Origin of the sequence: Roseospira visakhapatnamensis (assembly GCF_014197915.1) — a bacterium.
GTDB classification, from domain to species: Bacteria; Pseudomonadota; Alphaproteobacteria; order Rhodospirillales; family Rhodospirillaceae; genus Rhodospira; species Rhodospira visakhapatnamensis.
Genome location: NZ_JACIGK010000002.1, coordinates 78,425 through 101,908, shown reverse-complemented (window position 1 = coordinate 101,908; position 23,484 = coordinate 78,425). Strand labels below are relative to the sequence as shown.

The window sequence follows — 23,484 nt, the reverse complement described above, 5'->3', positions numbered from 1 at the left end:
GAATGCGCCGTGTCGGTCCGGGGATCCCCTCAACACGCCATCGCCCCTGGAAACACGCCTTCGTGAACCGTCACCGTATCATATCGCCGCACGTGTCTTCCACTAACATAACGAGCGGGAACCCCCGCGATCTCGCTAAGATGTACACGAACCTGTCACCCGGCGGTTTCGATTCCCCACGCTCGGGGCCTGTCATCGCCCTCCAGTGGAGCCAAACCCACCCGAACCGCGCGCGGACTCCGGCAAGACGTCCAGCGGAGCCCAGGCCACCCGGGTCACGGGCGCCACGACCAGTTGCGCGATTCGCATCCCCCGGGTCACCGCGAAGGGCTCGGCCCCCAGGTTGATGAGGATGACCCCGACCTCGCCGCGATAGTCCGCGTCGATGGTGCCCGGCGTGTTCAGCACCGTGACGCCATGCCGGAGGGCCAGGCCGGAGCGGGGGCGCACCTGGGCCTCGTATCCCGCCGGCAGGGCGATCCGCAGACCGGCAGGAATCAATTGGCGATCTCCCGGCCTCAATTCAACCCGCGCGGAAACCGCCGCCAGCAGATCAAGGCCGGCCGCCCCCGGGGTCGCGTAGGCGGGCAACGGCAGGTCGACGCCGGATTCGGTGCGAACCACCGGGATCGGCAGGGGCGCGGCCGGAGCGGTCACGAGGCGTCCTCCGCCAGGGCCTCGGCGATGCGCGCGGCCAGACGCTCGGCCACCGCCGCCTTGGTCAGCGGAGGCCAGGCCTCCACGCCCTCGGTACCGATGACATGCACCGTGTTGCGATCGCCCCCGAAGGTGCCGGTGGCGGCGCCGACATCGTTGGCGACGATCCAGTCGCAGCCCTTGCGCGCGCGCTTCTCGCGGGCGTGCTCCAGAAGGTGCTCGGTCTCGGCGGCGAACCCCACCACCAGGCGGGGACGCGCCGGTCCCGGCGCCGCCACGGTGGCCAGGATGTCCGGATTGCGGGTCAGGGTCAGGGTCAGGGTCTCCTGCCCCGGCGCCTTCTTCAGCTTCTGCGGCGCACGGTCGGCCACGCCCCAGTCGGCCACGGCGGCCGCGCACACCGCCACGTCGACCGGCAACACCGCCTGGCAGGCGGCCAGCATGGCCCGGGCGCTGTCCACCGCCACCACCGTCACCCCGGGCGGGTCGGGCACGCGCACCGGCCCCGACACCAGGGTCACCGCCGCCCCCAGACGCGCCAGCGCGGCGGCGATGGCGTGGCCCTGCTTGCCCGAACTGTGATTGGCGATGTAGCGCACCGGGTCGATGGCCTCGTGCGTGGGACCACTGGTGACCAGGGCGCGGCGCCCCGCAAGGGGACCCGGCCCCGAGACGGCGTCGGGACCGGCCCCGGCCTTGCGCGGATGGCCGGCGATGGCCGCCAGGATGGCTTGCGGCTCGGCCATGCGCCCCGGCCCGTACTCGCCACAGGCCATGTCGCCCTCGTCCGGCCCCACCACGGCCACGCCCCGGTCCCGCAGCACGGCCATGTTGGCCCGGGTCGCCGGATGGTCCCACATGCGCACGTTCATGGCCGGCGCGACCAGCACCGGCGCGTCGGTCGCCAGCAGCACCGTGGTGGCCAGGTCATCGGCCAGGCCGTGGGCCATGCGCGCCAGGATATTGGCGGTGGCCGGGGCCACCACCAGCAGGTCGGCATCGCGGGACAACTGGATGTGCCCCATCTCCGCCTCGTCGGTCAGCGAGAACAGGTCGTCGTAGACCTTGTCGCCGGTGAGGGCGGACAGCGACAGCGGCGTGACGAACTGCCGGGCAGCGGCGGTCATCACGCAGCGGACCCGGGCGCCGCGCTCGCGCAGCCGACGGATCAGGTCCAGGGTCTTGTAGGCGGCGATGCCGCCGGCGACGATCAGCAGGACGCGGCGATCCTCAAGCATGCGCGGGGTTCCTCTGGTCGGGGTGAACGGGCGCCGGGGTCAACCGGGGTCGGGGACGACAGTAGGCGGCCCGTCCCGTGGACCGCAAGGCGCCGGCCCTCCCGCCCGGGATCCCGGGGTCAGGGCGCGCGGCGCGGCAGTTCCAGGATCACCAGCGTGCCCCGTCCGATCGCGGAATCCAGGCTGATGCGCCCCCCCAGCACCTCGGTCACGGTGCTGAACACGATGTGCAGGCCCAGTCCGTTGCGCCCCTGGCCGCGCCGCGTGCTGAAGAACGGCTCGAACACCCGCGTCAGGCTGTCGTGGGCGATGCCGGCGCCGTCGTCGCCGATACGCACGACCACCTCGGTCTCGGAGTGGTAGGCCACGGTCACCCAAGCCGCGCCGTCCCGCCCGTCCGGCAGGCCATGGATCAGCGCGTTGTCCAGCAGCATCTCCAGCACGCGGCCGAGGGCCGTGGGATAGCCCTCCATGTCCATGTCCGGGGGAACGTCCACGTCGATGCGGGCCGGGTGCGCCGCATGCGTGGCGCGCACCGTGGCGACGGCCCCGTCGACCACCGCCCGCAGGTCGAACACGGCCCGGTCGCCCGCCTCGGGCATCACCGACATCCGCTGGAAGCCGCTGACCAGATCGGCGGCCCGCCGCAGGTTGGACCGGACCAGCGCGGCGGTCCCATCGGCCACGTCGGCGAAACGCGCGAACCGCCGCCGGTCCACCTTGCGGTCCTCCACGTCCTGGCGCAGGCGGGCCAGTTCATCCGTCAGGTGGGTGATCGCCGTCAGCGCGGTCCCCACGGGCGTGTTGATCTCGTGCGCCACGCCGGACACCAGATGCCCCAGGGCGGCCGCCTTTTCCACCTGGACCAGGTGCGCCTGGGTCTCCCGCAACTGGGCAAGGGTCCGCTCGGCCTCCGTCTTCCGGACCTCCGCCTCGCCCCGCGCCACGTCCAGGCTTTCGGCCAGACGGGCCAGTTCGGTGGTGCGCCGGCGCAGATTCTCGCGGCTGGCCCGCAGATCGGCGTTGGCGTCCTGCACGGCCCGGGAGCGATCGGCGAGGGCCTGCTCCGCCGCGCGGAAGGGGGTGATGTCGCGCGTGAACCAGACGTGGCCGAAGGCGGTGCCATCCTCCGCCCGCAGCGGCCGACACAGCACCTCCAGGACATGGCCATGGACCGTGGCCACCTCCAGCTCCGCGCCGCGCGCCTCCGGGTGTTCGGGGGGCCGTTCCACCAGGGCCAGCACCTCACGGCCCGCCGGGCCGTCTGGGTCGGCCAGCCGGTCGCGCAACAGCGCCCGCAGGCGGGTCCGGTCGGCCCCGTCCAGCGTCGCCGCGCCCAGCCCCCACAGGTCGAGCATACGCCGGTTCCAGGACCGCACGACGCCGTCCATGTCCACCCAGTGAATGCCCTCGGGCGACGCGTCGAGCTGCGTGCCGAGCAACGCATTGCGGATGCGCAGGTCCTCCATGACCCGCCGCCGCTCGGTGACGTCGGAAAAGGTGATGACGGCCACCTCGGCCGTGGCCGATGTCTCGACCAGGGGCGCCCGCGTGACCTGCGCCGTGAACCGGCGACCGTCGGCGCGGGTGAAGATCACGTCCCGGGGGCCCTCCACCGCCGTCGGCGCGGCATCGGCCGCCCCCTCGGTCACGCGGGCCTGCGGGCCGCTCCGATCGTCGTCGGCGACGCGCCAGGCGATGGCCGTCGGGTTGGCCGCGTCCGCCACCGCAGCGGCCTCGGCGGGCGGCACGAACAGCGCGGCCGGCGGTCGCCCGAGGATCTCCGGCCGAGTCCAGCCCAGCAGCCGTTCCGCCGCCTGGTTGACGAACGCGATCCGGCCCCGCCGATCGAGCGCATAAAGGCCCTCGGCCATGGTGTCCGCCACGGCCAGCAGTCGGCGCCGCTCCACCAGGGCGCGACGCCGGCTGTCCACGGTCACCCCCAGAAGAGCCACCACCAGGCCCATGACCAGCAGCATCACGGCCGCCTCCACGAGCCGTCCGTTGCGCAGCGCCACCATATCCGGCACGGCCGTCACGGCGATCACGTAGGCGGCGACCTCCCCCGTTACGTTGGGCACCGGCAGGAAGCTCACGGCGCAGGGCTGCCGCGCCACGGTCACCGGCAGGGCAAACGCCGCGCCCTGGCGCAGCCGGTCCGGAAGATCATCCCAGCGCGCCAGGTGCCGCGTCACCGGGTCCGTCGGCGTCCCGAACCCCTGCGTCGGCGCGCCGGTCTCGGCGTTGCCCTCCAGCAGGAAATCCGGGGCGAAGGTAACCGGGGCGTACAGCGCCAGCCGATCCGGGTCCACCCGGTCCCGCACCGTCGCCGCGTTCAGGATGAGGCGGAACGAGGTCCGGGGAATGAGCGGCGCCATCTCCGCGCTCAGGGCATCGAAGCCAACGCTGGCCTCGACCGTTCCCAGGGTGTCGTGCTCGTCGCCCAGCGGAAACACGAACCGGAAGCCGTGATACAGCCTGCCGATCTCGAAGGCGGTGACCCGGCGCCGCTCGGTGTTGGCCAGGCGCACCGAGGGGCGGACCTGGGTCAGGGAATCGCCGTACCGGGACGGCATATGCACACGCAGGAAGCTTTCGGCGGTCGGCAGGTGAAAGTGGAGCTGCCGCAGCCGGCGTTGCGTCAGACGCTCGTAGACGGGGAGCATCAGCCGGCGCAACTGGGCGCGGGCGAGGTCTCGCTGGTCGCCCTCCCGCTGGACCGCCCGGCGCATGATCGACCAGACCTCGGGCGTGTTCACCGATTCGGCGATGATGCTCTCCGCCACCAGCCGGTAGACACGCGTGACCGCCCCCCAGGTGGCGCGCACCTCCACCAGGTGTTCGTGCAGCAGCCGGTCACGATCGACCATGAACCGATGGGCCATGTACCCCGACGCGGCCACCGCGACGACCAGAAACACCGCCAACCAGCGCACGCCTGCTCATCCTCCCAGACGGGTCATCGCCGCGTCACGGGCCAGCGATCCACCGCGGCGCGCCGGGCCATGGCTGGCCCCCTCGCCCCCCTCGACTCCGAGGATCCCGGATGAGCCGAAAAAAAGCGAGCCTTCCCGTGAGTCCCCTCGACCGGGACCCGGACGCGTCGAGGTCAACGACGGGTGGTCTCAAAGATAGCCCTCGATGATGGCCCGCAGGTCGACGCGCGCCTTCAGCCGGCTCGCCAGCAGGTAGAAGCCGCCGAACTTGCGCTGCATGAACAGCGTGTCGATCGGCGGGATATGCCAGAACTCGCGGTCGGCGCCCAGCGCCATCCCCACGTCCCGCATCCGCACCGCCAGATCGTTGTCGGCGAAGTCGAAGGCGCCGGGGCGCTTCAGGGGCTCCATGGACATCTCGAACATGTCGACCATGAGCTGCTGGTGGTGCGTGGCCGTATGCTCGGCGAAAAAGCCGATGTCGAGGATTGCTTGCCGCACCGCCGCGCGGTCCCCATCGATACCCGCCGTCATCAGGCGGCGGAACTGCTCGGCCATCTCGGGGCGGAACGCGCGCGAGGCGCCGAAGTCCAGCAGCACCACCCGGCCCGTCGCCGGCTGATAGCGGTAGTTCGCGAAGTTCGGGTCGGTCTGCATCAGCTGGAACTCGAAGAACTCGCGGAACAGCAACCCAATCAGCAGCGCCATCACCCGGTCGCGCATCTCCTGCGGCGCGTCGGCCAGGGTCTCGATGCCCACACCCTCGACGTAGTCCATCGCCAGCACGTCCCGCGTGGTCAGGTCCGCGTGCAGGCTGGGCACCACGAAGTCCGGGGCACCGGCCAGAAGCTCGGCGAACCGCGTGAGATACCGACCCTCGCGCTCGTAGTCGGCCTCTTCGTGGAGCTGCCGCTTGGCTTCCTCCAGCATCGGCGTGATGTCGAGGTCCTTGGACATGACCCCGGACATCCGCATCAGGGCGGCCACGTTGTTCACGTCGCTGTTGATGCTGCGGCGAACGCCCGGGTACTGCACCTTGATCGCCAGGTCGCGTCCGTCCAGCGTATGGGCCCGGTGCACCTGCCCGATGGAGGCCGCCGCGATGGGCCGCACGGTGAACTTGGCGAACCGCCTTTGCCAGCCCTGGCCCCAGGCGTCGTCCAGCACCCTCTTGAGCTGCGCGCCCGGCATGTAATGGGCATCGGCCCTGAGCCGGGCCATGATCTGGGCCAGTTCGGGCGGCAGCATGTCGCCCGCGTCCATGGAGATGAGCTGGCCCACCTTCATCGCCGCGCCCCGCATGTGGGCCATCTGATCGGCCACCTTGCGGGCGTTGGCGGGCGTCAGCAGCAGGTCGCTCGCGCGGGGCCGCTTGCCCTGGACCACCTGGCGCGCGCCGTGCAGCGCCGCCGTGCCGGCGATGTTGGAGGCAAGGCCGCCGAAACGGGCGAGGCGGGTCAGACGGCCGCTGGGCACCGCCAGGGCACGGGAGTCGGGTTTATGCTCGGTCATCGGGGTGTCCTTCGGGGGATTGGGCACCGATCCTACCCAAGCCCGAGCGGTGAGGCTGTGACTAAGTCACGCACCCCGGCACACGGTTATCCCCGACACGGCGCCCGGATCAGGCGCCGCCTCCATCCCCCACACGCCCACGTCCGACCGATACCGGACACGCGTGCGGCGCCCGTCAAAGGCGCCGCCGGGGTCCCTTGGACCCGCATCACGCATCGTGATCAAGCATCACCGGGTCGGTGGCGGCGCATGGTCACCGCCCACGACCGGCCGCGCGCCCGTTTGTCCCGGCGCGCAACCCGGACACATCCCGCAGGCTGGTTCTAGAGCGTCGTCTTGGCGCGGATGTCCTCCAGGCGTTGCTCCAGCACGGCGTTCAAGCCGGCCACGGTGCCTTCCTTCTTCAACACCGAGGCATACTCGGATCGCCAGGTCTGCGACATCCAGATGCCTTCCACCGACAGGTCGACGATGCGCAAGCCCCCGGCCCGCTGCCGGACCCGCCAGGTGACGACGAACGGGTTGCCTTCCTTGGCGCCGATCTCGGTCTCGATGAAGTGGCCCTTGTCCCCATCCGGCACCACGTTGCGCACGTGCAACTGCTGGCCCCCGTATTCGTCGAACCGGCTGCCCCAGTTGTAGACGTTGAACTCCTTGAACAGCCGCAGGAACTCGGTGCGTTCCTCCTCGCTGGCCGTGCGCCACGCGCGGCCGACCACGAACCGGCCCACGGCCTCCAGGTCGAAGGCTTCATCCAGAAGGGTCTCGAAGCGGCCGATCCGCTCCTTCTGCGAGATGTCCGGGGTCAGGATGTTGTCGATGGCATGGGAGGCGACGGCCTGGATGAAGGCGGCGGGCTCGTTGGGCAGATCGGCGGCGCGGGCGCCCATGGGGGCGGCGACCAGCAGCGACAGGGCCACCAGAACGGCCGGGATCCAGCGCGGGCGGACCGACGAAAAGCGGGGGATCAGGGTCATGGGGCCCTCGTATGAGTCAAGCGGATGGGAATGAAGGCGGTCGGGATGCCGCATGGGGTTCGCCTCGGCGAGTCCGCGAACCGGCCTTCCGTTGGCATCATGGCTAACATGGATTGCCGGGACCGTCCACGGCCTGGACGGCCTCAGCCGCCCTTCAGCAGGGCCTCGACCTCGTCCTGCGACAGGCCGGTCTCCTGCGCCTCCTTGGCGCGGGCGGCCGCCTCGCGGTTGGCCTTGCGGCGCTCCGGCCCCTTCCACTCCATCTGCCGGCGGCGGCGGTCGGGGCCGAAGTAGGTCTTGGTGCGCACGAAGGGACGGGGCCGATCGATGATCGCCTTGACCCGCGAGTACAGTGACTTGGCCGAAATCGGCTTGGCCAGGAACTCGTGCACGCCGGCGTCGCGGGCCTCGACGACCCGGTGCATCTCGGTGTGGCCGGTCAGCATGATGATCGGCACGAAGGGGTTGGGGCTGTCCTTGCCGGTTCGCACCAGCCGCACGAAGTCCAGACCGTCAAGCGGCGACATGTTCCAGTCGCAAATGATGATGTCGGCCGGAAAATGGCGAAGTTCCTTGAAGGCATCGGCGCCGTCAGCGGCCTCATGAACGCTTTTCGCCCCCAGCGCATGCAGGATGGTCTTGACCAACGCGCGCATGTGCTTGTTGTCGTCCACGATCAGGAAGTTCAGGCGTTCCAGGTTGTATCCGGCCATCCTCGCCTCTATTGCCTCCCGTTGCCCTATGCTTCGTGGCGACGATGGCCGTGGTCCTTGCCTCTGGACCCTCGTCCGCCCCAGAGACTGTCGGGATCGAGGGGCAAGTCAAGCGGAAAAACCCTCGGACCGCCAACCAGCCATGACGACTCAGACGACGGTCACCCCGGGGTGACGGCGGGACCAAGCCGAAACGCAAACAATTGTTTACATTTCAATATTGTATCGCAGAGGGCGGAAGGTCGTCAAAGGTCGCGCCGCGCCGTTGTAAGGACACGGTCATACCAACGGTCATGGAGAATGACCGTTGGTATGACCGTTGCCGGCCCACTCCCCCGCCCACGACAGTATATGCTTGGGATGGCCGGGTGGGGGAGTGGGCTGGGACCGCCCTGGCACCGCGTCGCGGTGCCAGGATCTTGACCATCCGGGCGCCAGCAAGGCGCCCGGCGGCGAATGTGTCACACTCATCCGCCGCTGGTATCAGACATCAAAGCACGGTTCTGGTGCACGCCTGTCGGCGGCGATGCGACCCCCGAGGACACCCGGATGTCGCACCCCGGCGCCGGAAACGGCCCGGCCAGATCGGCGACCACCCCGACGACCGGTGGGATCGGCCATCCCGTCACGCGGCGGAGAGAACGGCGGCCTGGTCAGGCCAGGCCGTCGATGGCCGCGTCCGACAGGTCCCCGGGGACGATGGTCATGGGCACCCGCAGGCGATGGGCCTGCTTGCCGGTCAGGGCGGTGATCAACGGCCCCGGCCCGTCCTTGCCCGACCCGCTGGCCAGCACGACGACGGAGATCTCCGGCTCCTCGTCCAGCAGCGCCAGCAGTTCCTCGGTGGGCGTCCCCTCCCGAACAAACAGGGCCGGCATGCGCCCGGTCATCCGCCCGACCAGCGATGCCTGGCGCTGAAGCAGGCTCTCCGCATCCTCGCGGGCCTCGTCGCGCATGCGTTTGCCGACGAACCCCCAGTGGGCGAACTCGGCCGGTTCGGTGACATAAAGCAAGGCCACATGGCCGCCGGTGTTGCCGGCGCGCCGGCAGGCGAAGCGCAGGGCCGCGCGCTGTTCGACACTGCCGTCGACCACCACCAGAAAGGTGCGGTCCTCCGGCCCCAGGGACGCGCCCGGATCGGTCCGGGACACAGGTGTGACGGGATCATGCATCGCTCGGGTCCTCCCTCCCGACCACCCCTCCCGATGGCACGTCCCGTCGCCCGGCAAGCCGGACGTGGAGCGACCCCACCGTGGACGGCGTGGTCCGACGACGGACTTTGGTCCTGCCCCAGACGTCCCCCGGCGCCCGGCGCGGCCTCCGCCACCGAAGTGTCATCTTTCCCAGGATTGTCACGGGAACGCAATCGCGATCGGTGTCGGGGCGATCCGGCAGCCGCCGTCCCACCGCCATGCCACAAAATATGGCCCACGCGACTGCGTCCGGTCAGGGATCGGACGGCCCCTGAAGCGGGCCGCCGGCGGCCTCCCACGCCGCGATGCCCCCGTCGAGTCGGTGGACAAGATCCGGATAGCCGAACTGCACCAATGCCTTGGCGGCATGCCCACAGCGAATGCCAACGGCACAGTGAACCAGCAGCCGACGATCCCCGGGATCGGGCATGAAACGCGGATCGAACCCCGACAGCGGCATCAAATAGGCACCGGGAATATGCCCCTGGTCGAACTCGAACGGTTCGCGGACGTCCAGGACAAACACCGTGCCATGGGCATGCCAGGCGATGGCCTGAGCGGCCGGCACACGCTGAACCTGCGCGCGCACGCGCGACTCGGCTTCGTCGTCGTCGGGGATGCGGAACATGCGATCGATCCACCGGTGTGTGCTACGATCGAACGAGGGCCGGACGCTCACAGGATCCGTTCGCACTTTCGTAGGGGTCGAATACTCGATCTTTAGCAGGATTTTCATCGACAATGCAAGATAACCCCCGCGACCCCTCCGAGGTCATGATGGCCCCCGAGGCCTCACCCCCGCGCGCGGATCGCGTTCTTGACGTCCGCGACCTGCGCTGCCCGCTTCCGGTCCTGCGCTCGGTCAAGGCCCTGCGGTCGCTGGCCCCCGGGGCCGTGCTGGAGGTCTGGACCACCGACCCCGCCAGCGTCGAGGACATGCGCGCCCTGGCCGCGCGCGGCGCCGCCGACCTGCTGGCGCAACATCGGGATGGGGAAACCATCCACCATTGGCTGCGGCAACCGACACCTCCGGAGTCGTCGCGCCCGGGGGACGAGACGCCGCCGCGATGACACCGATCCCCGCGCGGCGACCGATCCCCTTTCTCGGCCGTCGCCAAACGGTTTTTCATTTTATCTTGCGGGGTTGCAACGATTCGCGTATACGAAACTACAAGATCTGTGGTCGGTAGGATGAGCCAGAGATCCGCCCGTGACCCGTCCCCGCGCCACCCCGGTCATACGCTCTTAACGGCTTGCGTGTGACACTGGGACCGAAGACGGGGAGATTGAAGACGGGAAGATTGACTGAGGGGGCCCCCGGGAGGGGGCTCCGGCAATGCCGCCGCGGTCGTCGCCTCGGCGAGCGGGACGCGATGGGGTGTGACCTGTCCGGTTTCCGGACACCGCCCGGATAAAGGAATACCCTTGATGGCGGTCGAAGCCGACCCGACCCAACCCGCCTCCCAGGTCGCCCCGGCGTCGTCCGGGGCGCCGGTCGTGGTGCCGTCGGACGCGCCCGGGCAGACCCCGGCGGGCCTGATCGACCTGTCGCGCCGGGGCCTGCTGGTCGCGGGGGCCGGGGCCTGCGGGTTGGCGACAGCCAGCGGCTGGACCGGTACCGCGCTGGCTCAGACCCTGGCCACCGGGTTCCGCCTGGGCCTGCATGCCAGCAGCACCCGCGTGGTGGTGGATGTATCGGCCCGCCCCGCCTATCGGCTGTTCACCCTCGTCGATCCGCCGCGTCTGGTGCTGGACCTGCGACAGGCGGACTGGCTGGTGCCGGCCGGCGCCCTGCCCGCGTCCAAGGGCCATGTGCGCGGCGTGCGCCATGGCCTGCTTCCCGACGGCCTGACCCGGGTTGTCCTGGACCTCGACGGACCGACGCAGGTCGCCAACGCCTTCGTGCTGTCGCCGCGCGACGGGCGGGACTGGCGCCTGGTGATCGACCTGACGACCACCACGCCGTCGGCCTTCCGCGCCGCCGCCGGCGTGGAGCGCGCCATCCAGGCCGATCCGGCGCCGATGCCAGCGCCGGCGCTGGCGTCCACGGCACCCGGCGCGGAAGAGCCGCCGCCGTTGCCCTCCCTGCTGGACCCCGTGGTGGCGGCTGCGACGCCGCCGGCGCCCACGCCGCTGACTCCGGTGGCCACCGCCATCCCGGCGGTGGCGGCGGCCCCGGCATTGACACCGGCCCCCTTGCCGTCGGCGGCGCCAGCGGCCTTCGTGCCGATCCCGGCCCGCAAGCCGACGCTGCCGCGCAAACCGGTGATCGCCCTCGACCCGGGACACGGCGGCCGCGATCCCGGCGCCATCAGCGTCAATGGCGTCTACGAGAAGGACATCGTGCTGTCGATGGCGCAGGAGGTGCGCCAGGTGCTGATGGGCACCGGCCGCTACCGGGTGTTCATGACGCGGGACCGCGACGTCTCGGTCCGCCTGCGCGAGCGGGTGCGCCGCGCGCGCCAGGCCGAGGCCGACCTGTTCCTGTCCATTCACGCCGACGCCTTGCGCAATCCGGGCGTCCGGGGTCTTTCGGTGTACACCCTGTCGGAAAAGGCGTCCGATGCCGAGGCCGCCGCCCTGGCGGACCGCGAGAACAAGGCCGACATCATCCTCGGCATGGATTTCAGCGCGGAATCGGCGGATGTCACCAACATCCTCATCGATCTCGCCCAGCGCGAGACCATGAACCGCTCGGTCCGCTTCGCCAACACCCTGCTCGCGGAACTGCCCCGGGAGGTCCGCACCCTCAACCACAGCCGCCGCTACGCCGGCTTCGCCGTGCTGAAGGCGCCGGATGTACCGTCGGTGCTGCTGGAAATGGGCTATCTGTCCAATCGCACGGACGAAAAACTGTTGCGCCAGCGGGCCTATCGGGTGAAGTTGGCGCATGCCGTGGTGCGGTCCCTGGACCGGTTCTTCACCGTCGTCCAGGGCGCCCAGCGGCCTTGACCACGCCACATTCGCAACCTACGACGGATGCTGACGTCCCCCGTGGATGCCCGGGTTAAGCCCGCGTGGTCCCGCCCGGGTCGTCGCCGTGAGATCCGAGTCGGTTCCGGCGTGTCCCGGGGACCATCCACCCTTTCCAAGTTGGCGTCCGCATGTTGAAGGTTTTTCGCCTGTTCGTGGCCGGTTCCCTCGTCATGGGCGTGGTCGGCGTCGCCTGTGTGGCATACGTGCTGTACCACTTTGGCCGCGACCTGCCGGCCTATGACCACCTGAAGACCTACGAACCCCCTGTCACCACGCGGGTCTATGCCTCGGACGGGCGCCTGATGGCCGAATACGCCATCGAGAAGCGCATCTACCTGCCGATCGAGGCCATCCCGGAACGACTGCGCAACGCCTTCCTCTCGGCCGAGGACAAGAGCTTCTACAGCCACCCGGGCATCGACGTTCAGGGCCTCGTCCGCGCCGTCATCACCAACCTGCGCAACGTCAACACCGGACGGCGGCCGGTGGGCGCCTCGACCATCACCCAGCAGGTGGCCAAGAACTTCCTGCTGTCCAACGAGGTCTCCATAGAACGCAAGATCAAGGAAGCGCTGCTGGCCTTCCGGATCGAACAGGCGTTCACCAAGGATCACATCCTTGAATTGTATATGAACGAAATCTACCTCGGCCATCAGAGCTACGGGGTCGGCGCCGCCGCGTTGAATTACTTCAACAAGTCGGTGGACGAACTGACCATCGCCGAGGCCGCCTATCTGGCCGCCGTGCCGAAGGCCCCGAACAACTACCACCCGGTCAGGAACCCGGACGCCGCCTATGGCCGCCGCGACTGGGTCATCGGCCGCATGCTAGAGGATGGCCACATCACCCCGGCGGAGGCGGCGCAGGCGCGCTCCGAGGCCATCCAGATGCGCAGGCGCGACGAGACCCAGGCGGTCTACGGCGCCGGCTTCTTCGCCGAGGAAATCCGCCGCACCCTGGCCACGCAGTATGGCGAGGACGCGCTGTACAAGGGCGGCCTGGCGGTGCGCTCGACCCTGGATCCGGCGCTTCAGACGATCGCCGGCAAGGTGTTGCGCGACGGCTTGATCGCCTACGACCGCCGTCATGGCTGGCGGGGCCCGGTGGCCACCATTCCCGTTTCCGAGGCCACCGATGCCTGGCGCCAGGACCTGGCCGGGATCGCCCGGCCGGCGGGCACGCCCGAGACCTGGACCCTGGCGGTGGCCCTGGGCGTGGACGCCCGGTCCGTGCGCCTGGGCTTCGTCGACGGCCGCACCGGCACCATGGCCTTCGACACCATGACCTGGGCGCGGCCCTGGCGGGAGGATCAGCGCGTGGGTGCCGCGCCGCGATCCGCCGGCGACGTGCTCTCGCCGGGTGACGTGGTGCTGGTCGAGGCGGTGGATGCCGATGGCGACCCGCTGCCCCCCACCCCGGTCGCCTCGGACGGCGGCGGCGAGGGCCAGGAGACCGACGCCACGCCCCCCGCCACCTTCGCGCTGCGCCAGCTTCCCGATATCGAGGGTGCGCTGGTGGCCATCGATCCCCGCACCGGGCGCGTGCTGGCCATGATGGGCGGCTTCTCCGCCGAACGCTCGGAGTTCAACCGCGCCACCCAGGCGTTGCGGCAGCCGGGATCGTCATTCAAGCCCTTCGTGTACATGGCGGCGCTGGAGAACGACTACACGCCCGCGTCGATCATCCTGGATGCCCCCTTCGTCTACGACCAGGGACCGGGCATGCCCAAGTGGAAGCCCAAGAACTACTCCCACAGGTTCTACGGCCCGTCCACCCTGCGCATGGGCGTCGAGAAGTCCCGGAACCTGATGACGGTGCGGCTGGCCCAGGCGGTGGGCATGGAGAACGTGGCCGACGTGGCCGAGCGCTTCGGCGTGGTGGACGACATGCCGGAGTACCTGGCCGCCTCGCTGGGGTCCATCGAGACCACGGTGCTCGACCTGACCACGGCCTACGCGCGCATCGTCAACGGCGGCAAGGACATCCAGGCGACCCTGATCGACCGCATTCAGGATCGCCACGGCCGCACCGTCTATCGTCACGACGCCCGCGCCTGCGAGGTTTGCCAGCAGGTGCAGTGGGCCGCTCAGCCGGTGCCCTTCGTGCCCGACGACCGGTCGCAGGTGACCGATCCCCTGACCGCGTACCAGATGGTCTCCATTCTCCAGGGCGTGGTGCAGCGGGGGACGGGCGGTCGCGTCGGCGCCGCCCTGCGCCGGCCCTTGGCCGGCAAGACCGGCACCTCCAACGACTCCTTCGATACCTGGTTCGTCGGCTTCTCCCCCGACCTGGCCGTGGGTGTGTTCGTCGGCTTCGACGAGCCGCGCACGCTGGGCGGACGGGAGGCCGGCTCCACCGCCGCCGCGCCGATCTTCCGCGATTTCATGCTGGCCGCCCTTGCCGATACCCCCGCGCGACCGTTCCCGGTGCCGCCGGGCATCCAGTTCATCACCGTCGACCGCCATACCGGCCAGCGCGCCAGCGGCGGCGGCGACGTGATCGCCGAGGCATTCAAGCCGGGCGAGGGGCCGGTCCGCAATCCCGTGGTCCTGGATGGCTCGGCCCATGGCGCCCATTACGGCTTCCCGTCCACGGCCGGGGTGGGCGTGGTGCCCATGCCCAGCGGCGTGTACGGCTACGGATCCAGCGCCACCCCGGCGATCGGGTCGGGGCCGGTGGGCGGTGGCCAGGTCGGCACCGCGCCTCCCCCGCCGCCCAGCGGCGGCGGGGCCCCACAGGCCGGCGGTCTGTATTGATCACGGGGGGGCCCGGTATCGCGTCCGGCGACTGATACCAGCGGTCATTGAGAATGACCGTTGCGGTCCGTGGCCGCCGCCATCAGCCCGAACCACGGTGGTAGCGCCCGGACGCGCCACCCCCTCGACCCGCACCCGACCGTCCCCCGGGCGCCCCGCCCTGCGGGCGCCCCACGTCGGCGGTCGCGCGGCGGTACAGATCTGGATCGGCCAGGGCGGTCACCGAAATCGTCCGGTACCCATGATCGAAGTCATGGTTGTTGGCCAGCCGGGCATGGGGCGGGATGCCCTCGAAATGCACGATCTGGCGAACCACCCACACCGATTGATACTGGCCGTCGGTCTTGACGTAACGGTCCCCGACCTGAATGCCATGACGGACCTGGGACGCCGCGCCAAGGGCGCCGATCAAGCGTCGGAAGAAACTCATGCCGAATTCCCCGCGCCACGGTCCCCAAAAAAGCGCCCGCAGACCCAGCGCTTTTCGTTACCGGTGGAGTCCTGATGGCAACGGTCATTTGGGAACGACCGTTGAAGCCCGTGACCGGCCCGCGGATGCATCTCGCACGGCCGCCGCCGGTAGGAGGGGGTCTCTTTTCCCTCTTGCATGAGATTTTGCATTGATTGAGTCATCACATCAAGAGTGGACGAACGCCCGCCCGCCCGGGGATCTCCCGCTCAGGAACTCGTTGGCGCCCCGCCACCACGAGCGTATGGTGCGATGAGAGAAGACGCGTCCCCGGGCTAGGGCAGGGTCCGGGGGCCATCGCGCCGCCGTCGTCGGGGTCCCTGTGCGCGACCCCGTGAGGGTCGCCGGAACGGCCCGGCACCGGCGTCATGGGGGGGGTGGTCCACCACCGGGGACTGAGGACAAACGATGGCAGACCAGCAGGGGCAGGACCGTTCCGAACAGGGCCGGGTCTTCCGGCTATTGACGCGCGCCGACTTCGACGGGGTCATCTCGGCCGTGCTGCTGCGCGAACGCGGGCTGATCGACGAGATCGCCTTCGCCCAGCCCAACGACATGCAGGCCGGGCGCGTTCCGGTCACGCCGGACACCATCACCTCCAACCTGCCCTTCGTGGAGGGTGTGCACCTGGCCTTCGATCATCACGTCTCGGAGATCACCCGCGTCGGTCCGCGTCCAAACCTGATCATCGACGGCCGGGCGCCCTCGGCGGCCCGCGTCATCTACGAGCACTACGGCGGCCGCGCCGGCTTTCCCGAGATCGCCGAGGACATGATCGAGGCCGTCGACAAGGCCGACAGCGCCGACTACGACGAAATGGACATCCTGGCGCCCGACCGCTGGACGATGCTCAACTTCGTCATCGATCCCCGCACCGGCCTGCACCGCCTCAAGCACTTCGCGATCTCCAATGACCAGTTGATGGTCGACCTGAGCCATTACTGCCGGCGCCACCCCGTCGACGAGATCATGCACATCCCCGACGTGGAAGAACGCGTCCACCTGTATCTTCAGCACAAGGAACAGGCCGAGCACCAGACCCGCCGCAACGCCCGCCGACGGGACAACCTGATGATCGTGGACTTCCGGCGCGAGCCCATGATCTTCGCGTGCAACCGGTTCATGGTCTACGCGCTGTTTCCCGAGATCAACATCTCGCTCTACCTGTCGCGGGCCAGCCGGCCCGGCGTCATCGAGATCGCCGTCGGCAAGTCGATCCTCAACCGCACCGCGCGCACCGATGTCGGCCATCTGCTGCTGGAGTACGGCGGCGGCGGTCACGAGACCGCCGGCACCTGTCAGGTTCCCGAGGCCGAGGCCGACCGCGTCGCCGCCGAACTGGCCACGCGGATCATCGCCGATGGCTGACGGCCGCCCCCGGATACCATGGCCGGCGTCCCGGCCGCCTCGTCAACCGGGCTTGTCCGGTGCGGGCTTGTCCGGCGGGTGTCTCCCATGACTCCCTCCCGTCCAAAGGCGTCCCCGCCGGCCCGCAAGGGCGCCGGGCGCATGGCCGATGTCCCCGCCACCGTGCTGGCCGACCTGAACGCCGGACACATCGAGACCCGCACGCTGGTCGAGATGTTCGCCATGGACCTGGGCGTCCTGCTGGACCACGTGGCACCCGGCCTGGGCCCCCGCCTGGAGACCCGCGCCGGCGCGGACGCCGGCATCACGCGGCGCATGGCGGCCGCGGCCGATGTGCTGCTGGAGGCCAAGGGGCCGGCGATCATCGATACCCTGGCGGCACATCCCTCGGACATGGCCCGGGGATGGGGTGCCTATGCCGTCGGCGCGCTGGACGACCTGGACCTGCCCGCCCGCCTGGCACGCATCCGACCGTTCGCCGCCGATCCGCATTTCGGCGTGCGGGAGTGGGCCTGGCTGGGCGTGCGCGCGCGCATCGCGGCCGACGTCGACCGGGCCATCGCCCTGCTGGAACCCTGGACCGGCGAGGCGCGGGATACCTTGCGCCGCTTCGCGGTGGAGAGCACGCGGCCACGCGGCGTCTGGTGCCGGCACATCGCGGCCTTGAAGGCCGATCCGGGGCGCGGCCTGCCCGTGCTGGCACCGCTGCGCGCCGACCCGTCGCCCTACGTCCAGGATTCCGTGGCCAACTGGCTGAACGACGCGGCGCGCGGGGATCCGGCGTGGGTACGCGCGCTCTGCGCAAGCTGGCTGGGCGGCGTCGGCGACGACGCCGTGGATCCGGCGACCCGGCGCATCTGCCGACGCGCCCAGCGCAGCCTCAAGGACGCGTAATACCGACGGCCCTTGAGAAGGACCGTTGCCGTCCGTGGCCGGCCCGCGCCTTAGCGCAAGGTGCGTAATCCTGGGCTCACGCACCATACTCTATGACTCTGATATTTAAGCAAATCGTCGTCGCGATCCGGTTCGGATCGCTCGGGATTTGCTCTAGTTGATCATGGTCACGCCGCCCTTGAGGGTCAGCATGCCCTGGCCCTCGACCGTCGTCATGGGGGCCTTGACCGTCGTGGTCGCCTGCCCCTCGACAGTGACCATGGTACCCTTGATGGTCACCCCGCTCTGGTCGATCTTGATGCTGTTGGCGCCCACCTTCAGCTCGATGGACTGCATGGCCTCCAGGGTGATCTTGCCCAGCGAGCACGTGGTGGTGTGATTGCCCTGGCTGAGCGTGTTGGTCTGGTTCCCCTGACCCAGGGTGTTGGTCTGGTCGCCCATGCTGACGGTCGTGGACTGATCGCCCTGCGAAACCGCGATCGTCCGGTCGCCCTGGCTGACGGTCACCGACTGGTTGCCCTCGGACACGGTGATGGTCTGGTTGCCCTTGGCGACGGTGACGCTCTCGTTGCCCTCGCTGACCGTGCGCGTGCGGTTGTTCTTCACCGTCTGGGTCTGGTCGTGCTCCACGGTCAGGGTATCGTCGTTCTCGACGAAGCGGGTGTAGTCCTTCTGGGCGTGGACATACACTTCCTCGCTGCCCTTCTTGTCCTCGAAGCGCAGTTCGTTGAAGTCGGCGGTGCCGCCCTTGGCGCTGCTGCGCGTCTTGATGCCGCTTTGCGTCTTGTTGGCCGGCAGGGTGTAGGGCGGCATGGTCTCGGCGTTGTACACGCAGCCGGTGACCAGGGGCCGGTCGGGGTCACCCTCCAGGAACTCGACCACCACCTCCATGCCGATGCGGGGAATGAAGAGGGTCCCCCACTGGCGCCCAGCCCACATCTGCGCCACCCGGATCCAGCAGGACGACTTCTCGTCGGACTTTCCCAGACGGTCCCAATGGAACTGGCAGCGGACGCGGCCGTAGGTGTCGGTGTGGATCTCCTCGCCGGAGGGGCCGACCACCATGGCCGTCTGCGGCCCGCGCACCACCGCCTTCGGCGTCTTGCGGGCGGGACGGAAGGGCACCGTGGCCGGCAGGCAGGTGAAGCCATTGGCGTAGGATGATCCGCCGCCCCCGGAAAAGTGGCTTTCGTCCGACGCCTGGTGGCGCACGCTCAGCAGCACGTGTTCGGTGTCGGCGACGGTGGGCAGCGGATGCTCCTTAAGGGTGAAGGTCTGCCCCGGCGAGAACATGCGGTAGGCCCCGCTGCCCTCGGCGACCTGATACTCCGCCTCCTCGGCCTCCATGCGCACCCGGGCCAGGGCGGAGCCGCGATCCTTCTTCACGTAGCGGCCGGGATACTCGTAGTGCTCCCACGACTTGAAGTCGGCCGGATCCAGCACGGTGCTGGTCTCGGCCTTCAGGTCGGTGGAGGGCGCCTCGAAATCGTAGTCGTCATGCACCACCTTGCCGGTGCGGAACCAGGCGCCGCCCGTCCACGCGAACACCCCGTCCGCATGGGCACGGCCGCCGGACCGGTAGTAGGCGTCGGCGTCGTCGCAGGGTGCATAGGCGCTGGGCGCGTCGCCCAGCACCATGGTGTGCGTCCCGTCCTCGTGGCGGAAGGTATAGAAGAGTCCCTCTTCCTCCAGAAGACGGGAAACAAAGGCGAAATCGGTCTCGTTGTACTGGACGCAGTAGTCCCGCTGGGCCGGTTGGCTGGTCACGCCCGAGGTCTCCAGGGCGGACACGCCGCCCTCCGACAGCACCGCCTTGATGATGTCCAGCGCGGATTGAGTCTGGAAAATGCGGCAGTCGCTGGTCTTGGTCAGCAACCAGAACGTCGGCACCACCTCCAGGCGATAGGCGCGGTAACCGTGGACCACCAGCGGCCCGCCGGCCATGGACTTGACGATGCCGTTGAACGGCCGTGGGTCGAGATCCTCGCCCCGGCGCACGCGCACGGTGACCGACTTGCCCAGAAGGGTCGCCGGATCGATGGCGTCGTCCGACGACAGCACGTCCACCGTGAAGAGAAACAGGGTGGACAGCCGCTCCTCGCCCGCCAGGCCGGTGGGGATGAGCACATCCGCGCCAAGGGGGCTGTCCATGGTGAGCCAGCGGCCGTCCTGGGTCAGGACCACGTCCGACATGAAGCGTCCTTTCGGACAGACCCGGGCATCCGGTGCGCGCGGGGACCGGGCCGGGTCTCCTCGGTCGACCGCCGATCACAACAGGTCGGAGGGACGCCCTCGTGCAGCGACGCATCCAAGGGATTTCCCTTGATTGCGTCGCTGCACAAAACATTGTTTCCAGTGCACGTTCGATCCAGACAAAAGAATGCAGGCTGCATCTATTGTCTCGATCAGTGCACCAGGACGCCCCTCCCCGCCGCGATCATGCCTCCATCACGCCATGACCCGGGTCGTCACGACTTCTTGGTGGTGGAGAGGTCATAGCCCACCGCGATCGGCGACCCGAGATCGTTACCTTCACCGGACGGAATGTACTTGTACTCGACCTTGGTGAAGTTGAACGAAATGCTCTCCGAGGGACGATCACCGCCGGTGGACATGGAGTAGCCCGACACCAGGGTATTCGTGAGCACGTAGGTCGCGTAGGTGCGGCCCGGGCTGCCCGTGGACACCAGGTGGATCTCGCACTTCTTGCCCTTGTCGCCGACGCAGGCCTCGATCAGGAAGTGCGGCGAGGATCCGTCCATCTGCTTGGTGATGGTCACCTCGCTGATCGAGGGTTCCGAGGCCTCACGATTGGCGGCCGCGCCCGCCGGGGTCGAGATCGCGCGGCCGACCCCCCATTGAAGGGAGCCGATGTCCAACCACTTCTTGTGGTCCTGATGGGTGGCATCGCCGTCAATGCCTTCGTACTTGATGTAGATCGCCACGGTCCGTACCCCCTGTTTCTGTCTCGGTGTTTGTGCCGTGAGGCCTTGTCAAGGATCGTTGCTCATGGATCGGTGAGCGGCCCGGCGACGTCCCCCGGACGGCCGCCAGCGGGCCGGAGCGGTCAGTCCAGCTGGTAGGTGAAGTGCCCCCCGTCGTCCAGGTCCACATGAACCCTGGAGACCGAAAGGCCATCGGCCAGGCGGCCGAGGATGCGGGACGACAGCTCCGGCAGCATGCCCCGCGACAGGATGTGTTCGATGTTGCGCGCGCCGCTTTCCGACTCCGTGCAGCGGCTGGCGATGGTCTCCACCAGCGCCGGCGCGTAGGTGAAGGACGCCTTGTAGCTGTCCGCGACGCGCTTGCGGATGCGCTCCAGATTGAGCCCCACGATCTCGCGGATGATGGCGTCCGACAACGGGAAATAGGGCACCAGGGTACACCGGCCCAGGAAGGCGGGCTTGAAGGTGTTCAGCAGGTCGGGCCGCAGCGCCTCGGCCAGGCCGGCGGCGTCGGGCATGGTCTCCGGGTCGGCGCACAGGCTTTCGATGGTCTCCGTCCCGGCGTTGGAGGTCATGATGATGATGGTGTTCTTGAAGTCGATGTCCCGGCCCTCGCCGTCCTTCAGCATGCCCTTGTCGAACACTTGATAGAACAGATCCTGGACACCGGGGTGCGCCTTCTCCATCTCGTCCAGCAGCACGATGCTGTAGGGCCGCCGACGCACCGCCTCGGTCAGCACGCCGCCCTCGCCATAGCCCACGTAGCCGGGGGGTGAGCCCATCAGCAGCGAGACCTTATGCTCTTCCTTGTACTCGCTCATGTTGATGGTGGTGACGTTCTGTTCCCCGCCGTAGAGCAACTCGGCCAGGGTCAACGCGGTCTCGGTCTTGCCGACGCCGGAGGTTCCGACCATCAGGAACACGCCGATCGGCTTGCGCGGGTCGGTCAGCTTGGCCCGCGACGTCCAGATGGATTCGGTGATAGCCGCCAGCGCGTGGTCCTGGCCCTTGATGCGCGCCGACATGTGATCCTTCAGCGCCAGCACGGTGCGGATCTCGTCCGACACCATGCGGCCCACCGGCACGCCGGTCCAGTTGGCCACCACCTCGGCCACCGCCTGGGCATCGACGTTGATCTTGACCAGCGGTTCCTCGCCCTGAAGGGCCGCGAGGTCGGCCACCCTGGCGTCACGCTCGGCCTCCAGGGCCGGCACGTCGATGGGCTCGGCGGGCGGATCAGCCGGCGGCGCGCCGGCCCCGTCGTCACCGGCACCGGCGCTGGCGGCGACCGCGGCCACCTCCCGATCATGCGCCTCTTCCAGACGGTCCTGGATGTCGCGGATGGCGCGCACCAGGTCCCGTTCCTTCTCCCAGCGCTCGGTCAGCGCCGCCAGTTCGGTCTCGGCCGTCGTTCGGGCCTCGCGGGCGTGGGTGAGGTCCTCCTCGAAGTCGCCCTGGCCGATGGCCTTCTCGCGCTCCAGGATGTCGATCTCGGTGGTCAGCAGGCTGATGGAGCGTTGCCGATCCTCCACCGGCGCCGGGGTGGCGCTCTGGCTCATGGCCACGCGGGCGCAGGCGGTGTCCAGCAGGCTCACCGACTTGTCGGGCAACTGGCGGGCCGGAATGTAGCGCGACGACAAACGCACCGCCTCCACCACGCCATCGGTGGTGACGCGCACGCCATGGTGCTTCTGGAGCGGCCGGACCATGCCGCGCATCATGTCGATGGCCACCTTCTCGGAGGGCTCGTCGATCTTGACCACCTGGAAGCGCCGGGTCAGCGCCGGGTCCTTCTCGAAGTACTTCTTGTATTCGGCCCAGGTGGTGGCGGCGATGGTGCGCAACTCGCCCCGGGCCAGCGCCGGCTTCAGCAGGTTGGCGGCGTCGTTCTGGCCGGCCGCGCCGCCGGCGCCGATCAGGGTATGCGCCTCGTCAATGAACATGATGATGGGGGTTTCGGACGCCTTGACCTCGTCGATCACGCCTTTCAGGCGGTTCTCGAACTCGCCCTTCATGCCGGCGCCGGCCTGCAACAGGCCCAGGTCGAGCGAGCGCACGGCGACCCCGCGCAACGCCGGGGGCACGTCACCGCTGGCGATGCGCTGGGCGAAGCCCTCGACCACCGCCGTCTTGCCGACCCCGGCCTCGCCGGTGAGGATCGGGTTGTTCTGGCGGCGGCGGGTGAGGATGTCGACGATCTGCCGGATTTCGGAATCCCGGCCCAGGATGGGATCGAAACCGCCCCCGGCCGCCGTCGCCGTCAGGTCCACGGTGTACTGATCGAGGGCGCCGCCGGCCTTCGGCCCGCCCGGTCCGGCGCCGGGCGCGGCCCCCGGACCGGCGGCCGCGCGCGCCTGGGCCTGCATGGCCTCCTCGGCGGTCTCCCGGGTGATGCCGACGAAGCTGGCCTTCAGGGCCTCGGGCTGGATGGCGCGGAACTGCGACGACATGCCATGGGCCAGCGGTGCCAGATATTCGTCGGACACCAGCGCCAGCAGCAGATGACCGGAGCGCACCTGCGCCTCGCCATACTGCAACGAGCCGATGACCCACGCCTCGCGCACCATCTTCACCACGTCGGGCGACAGCGACGGCGCGCGGGAATTCCCGGTCTTCAGCTTCTCCAGCACGCGGTTCAGGTCGGCCGCCACCCGGGCGGGGTCGATCTCGAAATGCCGCAGGATGGCGGCGACGTCACCATCGGCGGACTCCACCAGCTTGGACAGCCAGTGTTCGATCTCGACGTTGTAATGGGTGCGGCTGGCGGTCATGCCCACCGCCGCCTCCAGGGCGCTCCGGCAGGATTGGTTGATTTTCCCGATCAGGGATTGCAGGTCCACGGCCACCATG

17 protein-coding genes are annotated in these 23,484 nt (G+C 69.3%); 5 read left to right on the top strand and 12 right to left on the bottom strand.

Features of this window, described 5'->3' with window-relative positions; all coding sequences use genetic code 11:
• Positions 1-192: 192 nt before the first annotated feature.
• The 8 genes from dut to GGD89_RS01865 form a co-directional block, all read right to left on the bottom strand.
• Positions 193-657, bottom strand: coding sequence for a dUTP diphosphatase (gene dut, locus GGD89_RS01900; protein ID WP_184042413.1), 465 nt, complete (start codon positions 655-657; stop codon positions 193-195).
• A complete protein-coding gene (gene coaBC / locus GGD89_RS01895; RefSeq protein WP_184042412.1) occupies positions 654-1,895 on the bottom strand; it encodes a bifunctional phosphopantothenoylcysteine decarboxylase/phosphopantothenate--cysteine ligase CoaBC in 1,242 nt (413 codons plus the stop codon). The genes dut and coaBC overlap by 4 nt, the downstream gene beginning before the upstream one ends.
• A 119-nt stretch (positions 1,896-2,014) precedes the next feature.
• Positions 2,015-4,831 (bottom strand): ATP-binding protein, encoded by a 2,817-nt coding sequence (locus GGD89_RS01890; protein ID WP_184042411.1) that lies wholly within the window; start codon positions 4,829-4,831, stop codon positions 2,015-2,017.
• Between the two features lie 189 nt (positions 4,832-5,020).
• Positions 5,021-6,343, bottom strand: coding sequence for an ABC1 kinase family protein (locus GGD89_RS01885; RefSeq protein ID WP_184042410.1), 1,323 nt, complete (start codon positions 6,341-6,343; stop codon positions 5,021-5,023).
• Between the two features lie 323 nt (positions 6,344-6,666).
• On the bottom strand, positions 6,667-7,320 hold the full coding sequence (locus tag GGD89_RS01880; RefSeq protein WP_184042409.1) for an MlaC/ttg2D family ABC transporter substrate-binding protein: 654 nt from the start codon (positions 7,318-7,320) through the stop codon (positions 6,667-6,669).
• Positions 7,321-7,463: 143 nt separating this feature from the next.
• On the bottom strand, positions 7,464-8,033 hold the full coding sequence (locus tag GGD89_RS01875) for a response regulator (protein ID WP_184042408.1): 570 nt from the start codon (positions 8,031-8,033) through the stop codon (positions 7,464-7,466).
• A gap of 653 nt (positions 8,034-8,686) precedes the next feature.
• Positions 8,687-9,205 carry a universal stress protein gene (locus GGD89_RS01870; protein WP_184042407.1) on the bottom strand — a complete coding sequence of 173 codons (519 nt, stop codon included), beginning with the start codon at positions 9,203-9,205 and terminating at the stop codon, positions 8,687-8,689.
• A 274-nt stretch (positions 9,206-9,479) separates the two neighbouring features.
• Positions 9,480-9,854: a rhodanese-like domain-containing protein gene (locus GGD89_RS01865; RefSeq protein WP_184042406.1), complete on the bottom strand. Its 375-nt coding sequence runs from the start codon at positions 9,852-9,854 to the stop codon at positions 9,480-9,482.
• A 113-nt stretch (positions 9,855-9,967) separates the two neighbouring features.
• On the opposite strand from GGD89_RS01865, the gene GGD89_RS01860 reads away from it, so the two are divergent.
• From GGD89_RS01860 to GGD89_RS01850, 3 genes are all read left to right on the top strand, one after another.
• Positions 9,968-10,297 carry a sulfurtransferase TusA family protein gene (locus GGD89_RS01860; RefSeq protein WP_184042405.1) on the top strand — a complete coding sequence of 110 codons (330 nt, stop codon included), beginning with the start codon at positions 9,968-9,970 and terminating at the stop codon, positions 10,295-10,297.
• A 357-nt stretch (positions 10,298-10,654) separates the two neighbouring features.
• Positions 10,655-12,178, top strand: coding sequence for an N-acetylmuramoyl-L-alanine amidase (locus GGD89_RS01855; RefSeq protein ID WP_184042404.1), 1,524 nt, complete (start codon positions 10,655-10,657; stop codon positions 12,176-12,178).
• A 152-nt stretch (positions 12,179-12,330) separates the two neighbouring features.
• Positions 12,331-14,958 (top strand): penicillin-binding protein 1A, encoded by a 2,628-nt coding sequence (locus GGD89_RS01850; RefSeq protein WP_184042403.1) that lies wholly within the window; start codon positions 12,331-12,333, stop codon positions 14,956-14,958.
• Between the two features lie 82 nt (positions 14,959-15,040).
• Here GGD89_RS01850 and GGD89_RS01845 read toward each other — a convergent pair whose 3' ends face one another.
• On the bottom strand, positions 15,041-15,388 hold the full coding sequence (locus GGD89_RS01845) for a hypothetical protein (RefSeq protein ID WP_184042402.1): 348 nt from the start codon (positions 15,386-15,388) through the stop codon (positions 15,041-15,043).
• A gap of 447 nt (positions 15,389-15,835) precedes the next feature.
• Here GGD89_RS01845 and GGD89_RS01840 point away from each other — a divergent pair, with 447 nt between their 5' ends.
• Together GGD89_RS01840 and GGD89_RS01835 are read left to right on the top strand one after the other, a co-directional pair.
• Entirely contained in the window at positions 15,836-16,795 is a 960-nt protein-coding gene (locus GGD89_RS01840) for an exopolyphosphatase (RefSeq protein WP_184042401.1), read from the top strand.
• Between the two features lie 141 nt (positions 16,796-16,936).
• Positions 16,937-17,689: a DNA alkylation repair protein gene (locus tag GGD89_RS01835; RefSeq protein ID WP_221238274.1), complete on the top strand. Its 753-nt coding sequence runs from the start codon at positions 16,937-16,939 to the stop codon at positions 17,687-17,689.
• A 153-nt stretch (positions 17,690-17,842) separates the two neighbouring features.
• Here GGD89_RS01835 and GGD89_RS01830 read toward each other — a convergent pair whose 3' ends face one another.
• The 3 genes from GGD89_RS01830 to tssH all read right to left on the bottom strand — a co-directional run bounded on the left by GGD89_RS01830 (position 17,843) and on the right by tssH (position 23,483).
• Complete coding sequence (locus GGD89_RS01830) at positions 17,843-19,882, bottom strand: type VI secretion system Vgr family protein (protein WP_184042399.1); 2,040 nt, start codon at positions 19,880-19,882, stop codon at positions 17,843-17,845.
• A 275-nt stretch (positions 19,883-20,157) separates the two neighbouring features.
• Positions 20,158-20,634: a type VI secretion system tube protein Hcp gene (locus GGD89_RS01825; protein WP_184042398.1), complete on the bottom strand. Its 477-nt coding sequence runs from the start codon at positions 20,632-20,634 to the stop codon at positions 20,158-20,160.
• 122 nt (positions 20,635-20,756) lie between these two features.
• Positions 20,757-23,483: a type VI secretion system ATPase TssH gene (gene tssH / locus GGD89_RS01820; RefSeq protein ID WP_184042397.1), complete on the bottom strand. Its 2,727-nt coding sequence runs from the start codon at positions 23,481-23,483 to the stop codon at positions 20,757-20,759.
• Between the last annotated feature and the right edge of the window lies 1 nt (position 23,484).

Bases quoted from the DNA above. Each gene is read 5' to 3' on its own strand.
- coaBC (WP_184042412.1), bottom strand. From the start codon at position 1,895: ATGCTTGAGGATCGCCGCGTCCTGCTGATCGTCGCCGGCGGCATCGCC.
- GGD89_RS01885 (WP_184042410.1), bottom strand. From the start codon at position 6,343: ATGACCGAGCATAAACCCGACTCCCGTGCCCTGGCGGTGCCCAGCGGC.
- GGD89_RS01880 (WP_184042409.1), bottom strand. From the start codon at position 7,320: ATGACCCTGATCCCCCGCTTTTCGTCGGTCCGCCCGCGCTGGATCCCG.
- GGD89_RS01875 (WP_184042408.1), bottom strand. From the start codon at position 8,033: ATGGCCGGATACAACCTGGAACGCCTGAACTTCCTGATCGTGGACGAC.
- GGD89_RS01870 (WP_184042407.1), bottom strand. From the start codon at position 9,205: ATGCATGATCCCGTCACACCTGTGTCCCGGACCGATCCGGGCGCGTCC.
- GGD89_RS01865 (WP_184042406.1), bottom strand. From the start codon at position 9,854: ATGTTCCGCATCCCCGACGACGACGAAGCCGAGTCGCGCGTGCGCGCG.
- GGD89_RS01860 (WP_184042405.1), top strand. From the start codon at position 9,968: ATGCAAGATAACCCCCGCGACCCCTCCGAGGTCATGATGGCCCCCGAG.
- GGD89_RS01855 (WP_184042404.1), top strand. From the start codon at position 10,655: ATGGCGGTCGAAGCCGACCCGACCCAACCCGCCTCCCAGGTCGCCCCG.
- GGD89_RS01850 (WP_184042403.1), top strand. From the start codon at position 12,331: ATGTTGAAGGTTTTTCGCCTGTTCGTGGCCGGTTCCCTCGTCATGGGC.
- GGD89_RS01845 (WP_184042402.1), bottom strand. From the start codon at position 15,388: ATGAGTTTCTTCCGACGCTTGATCGGCGCCCTTGGCGCGGCGTCCCAG.
- GGD89_RS01840 (WP_184042401.1), top strand. From the start codon at position 15,836: ATGGCAGACCAGCAGGGGCAGGACCGTTCCGAACAGGGCCGGGTCTTC.
- GGD89_RS01835 (WP_221238274.1), top strand. From the start codon at position 16,937: ATGGCCGATGTCCCCGCCACCGTGCTGGCCGACCTGAACGCCGGACAC.
- GGD89_RS01830 (WP_184042399.1), bottom strand. From the start codon at position 19,882: ATGTCGGACGTGGTCCTGACCCAGGACGGCCGCTGGCTCACCATGGAC.
- tssH (WP_184042397.1), bottom strand. From the start codon at position 23,483: ATGGTGGCCGTGGACCTGCAATCCCTGATCGGGAAAATCAACCAATCC.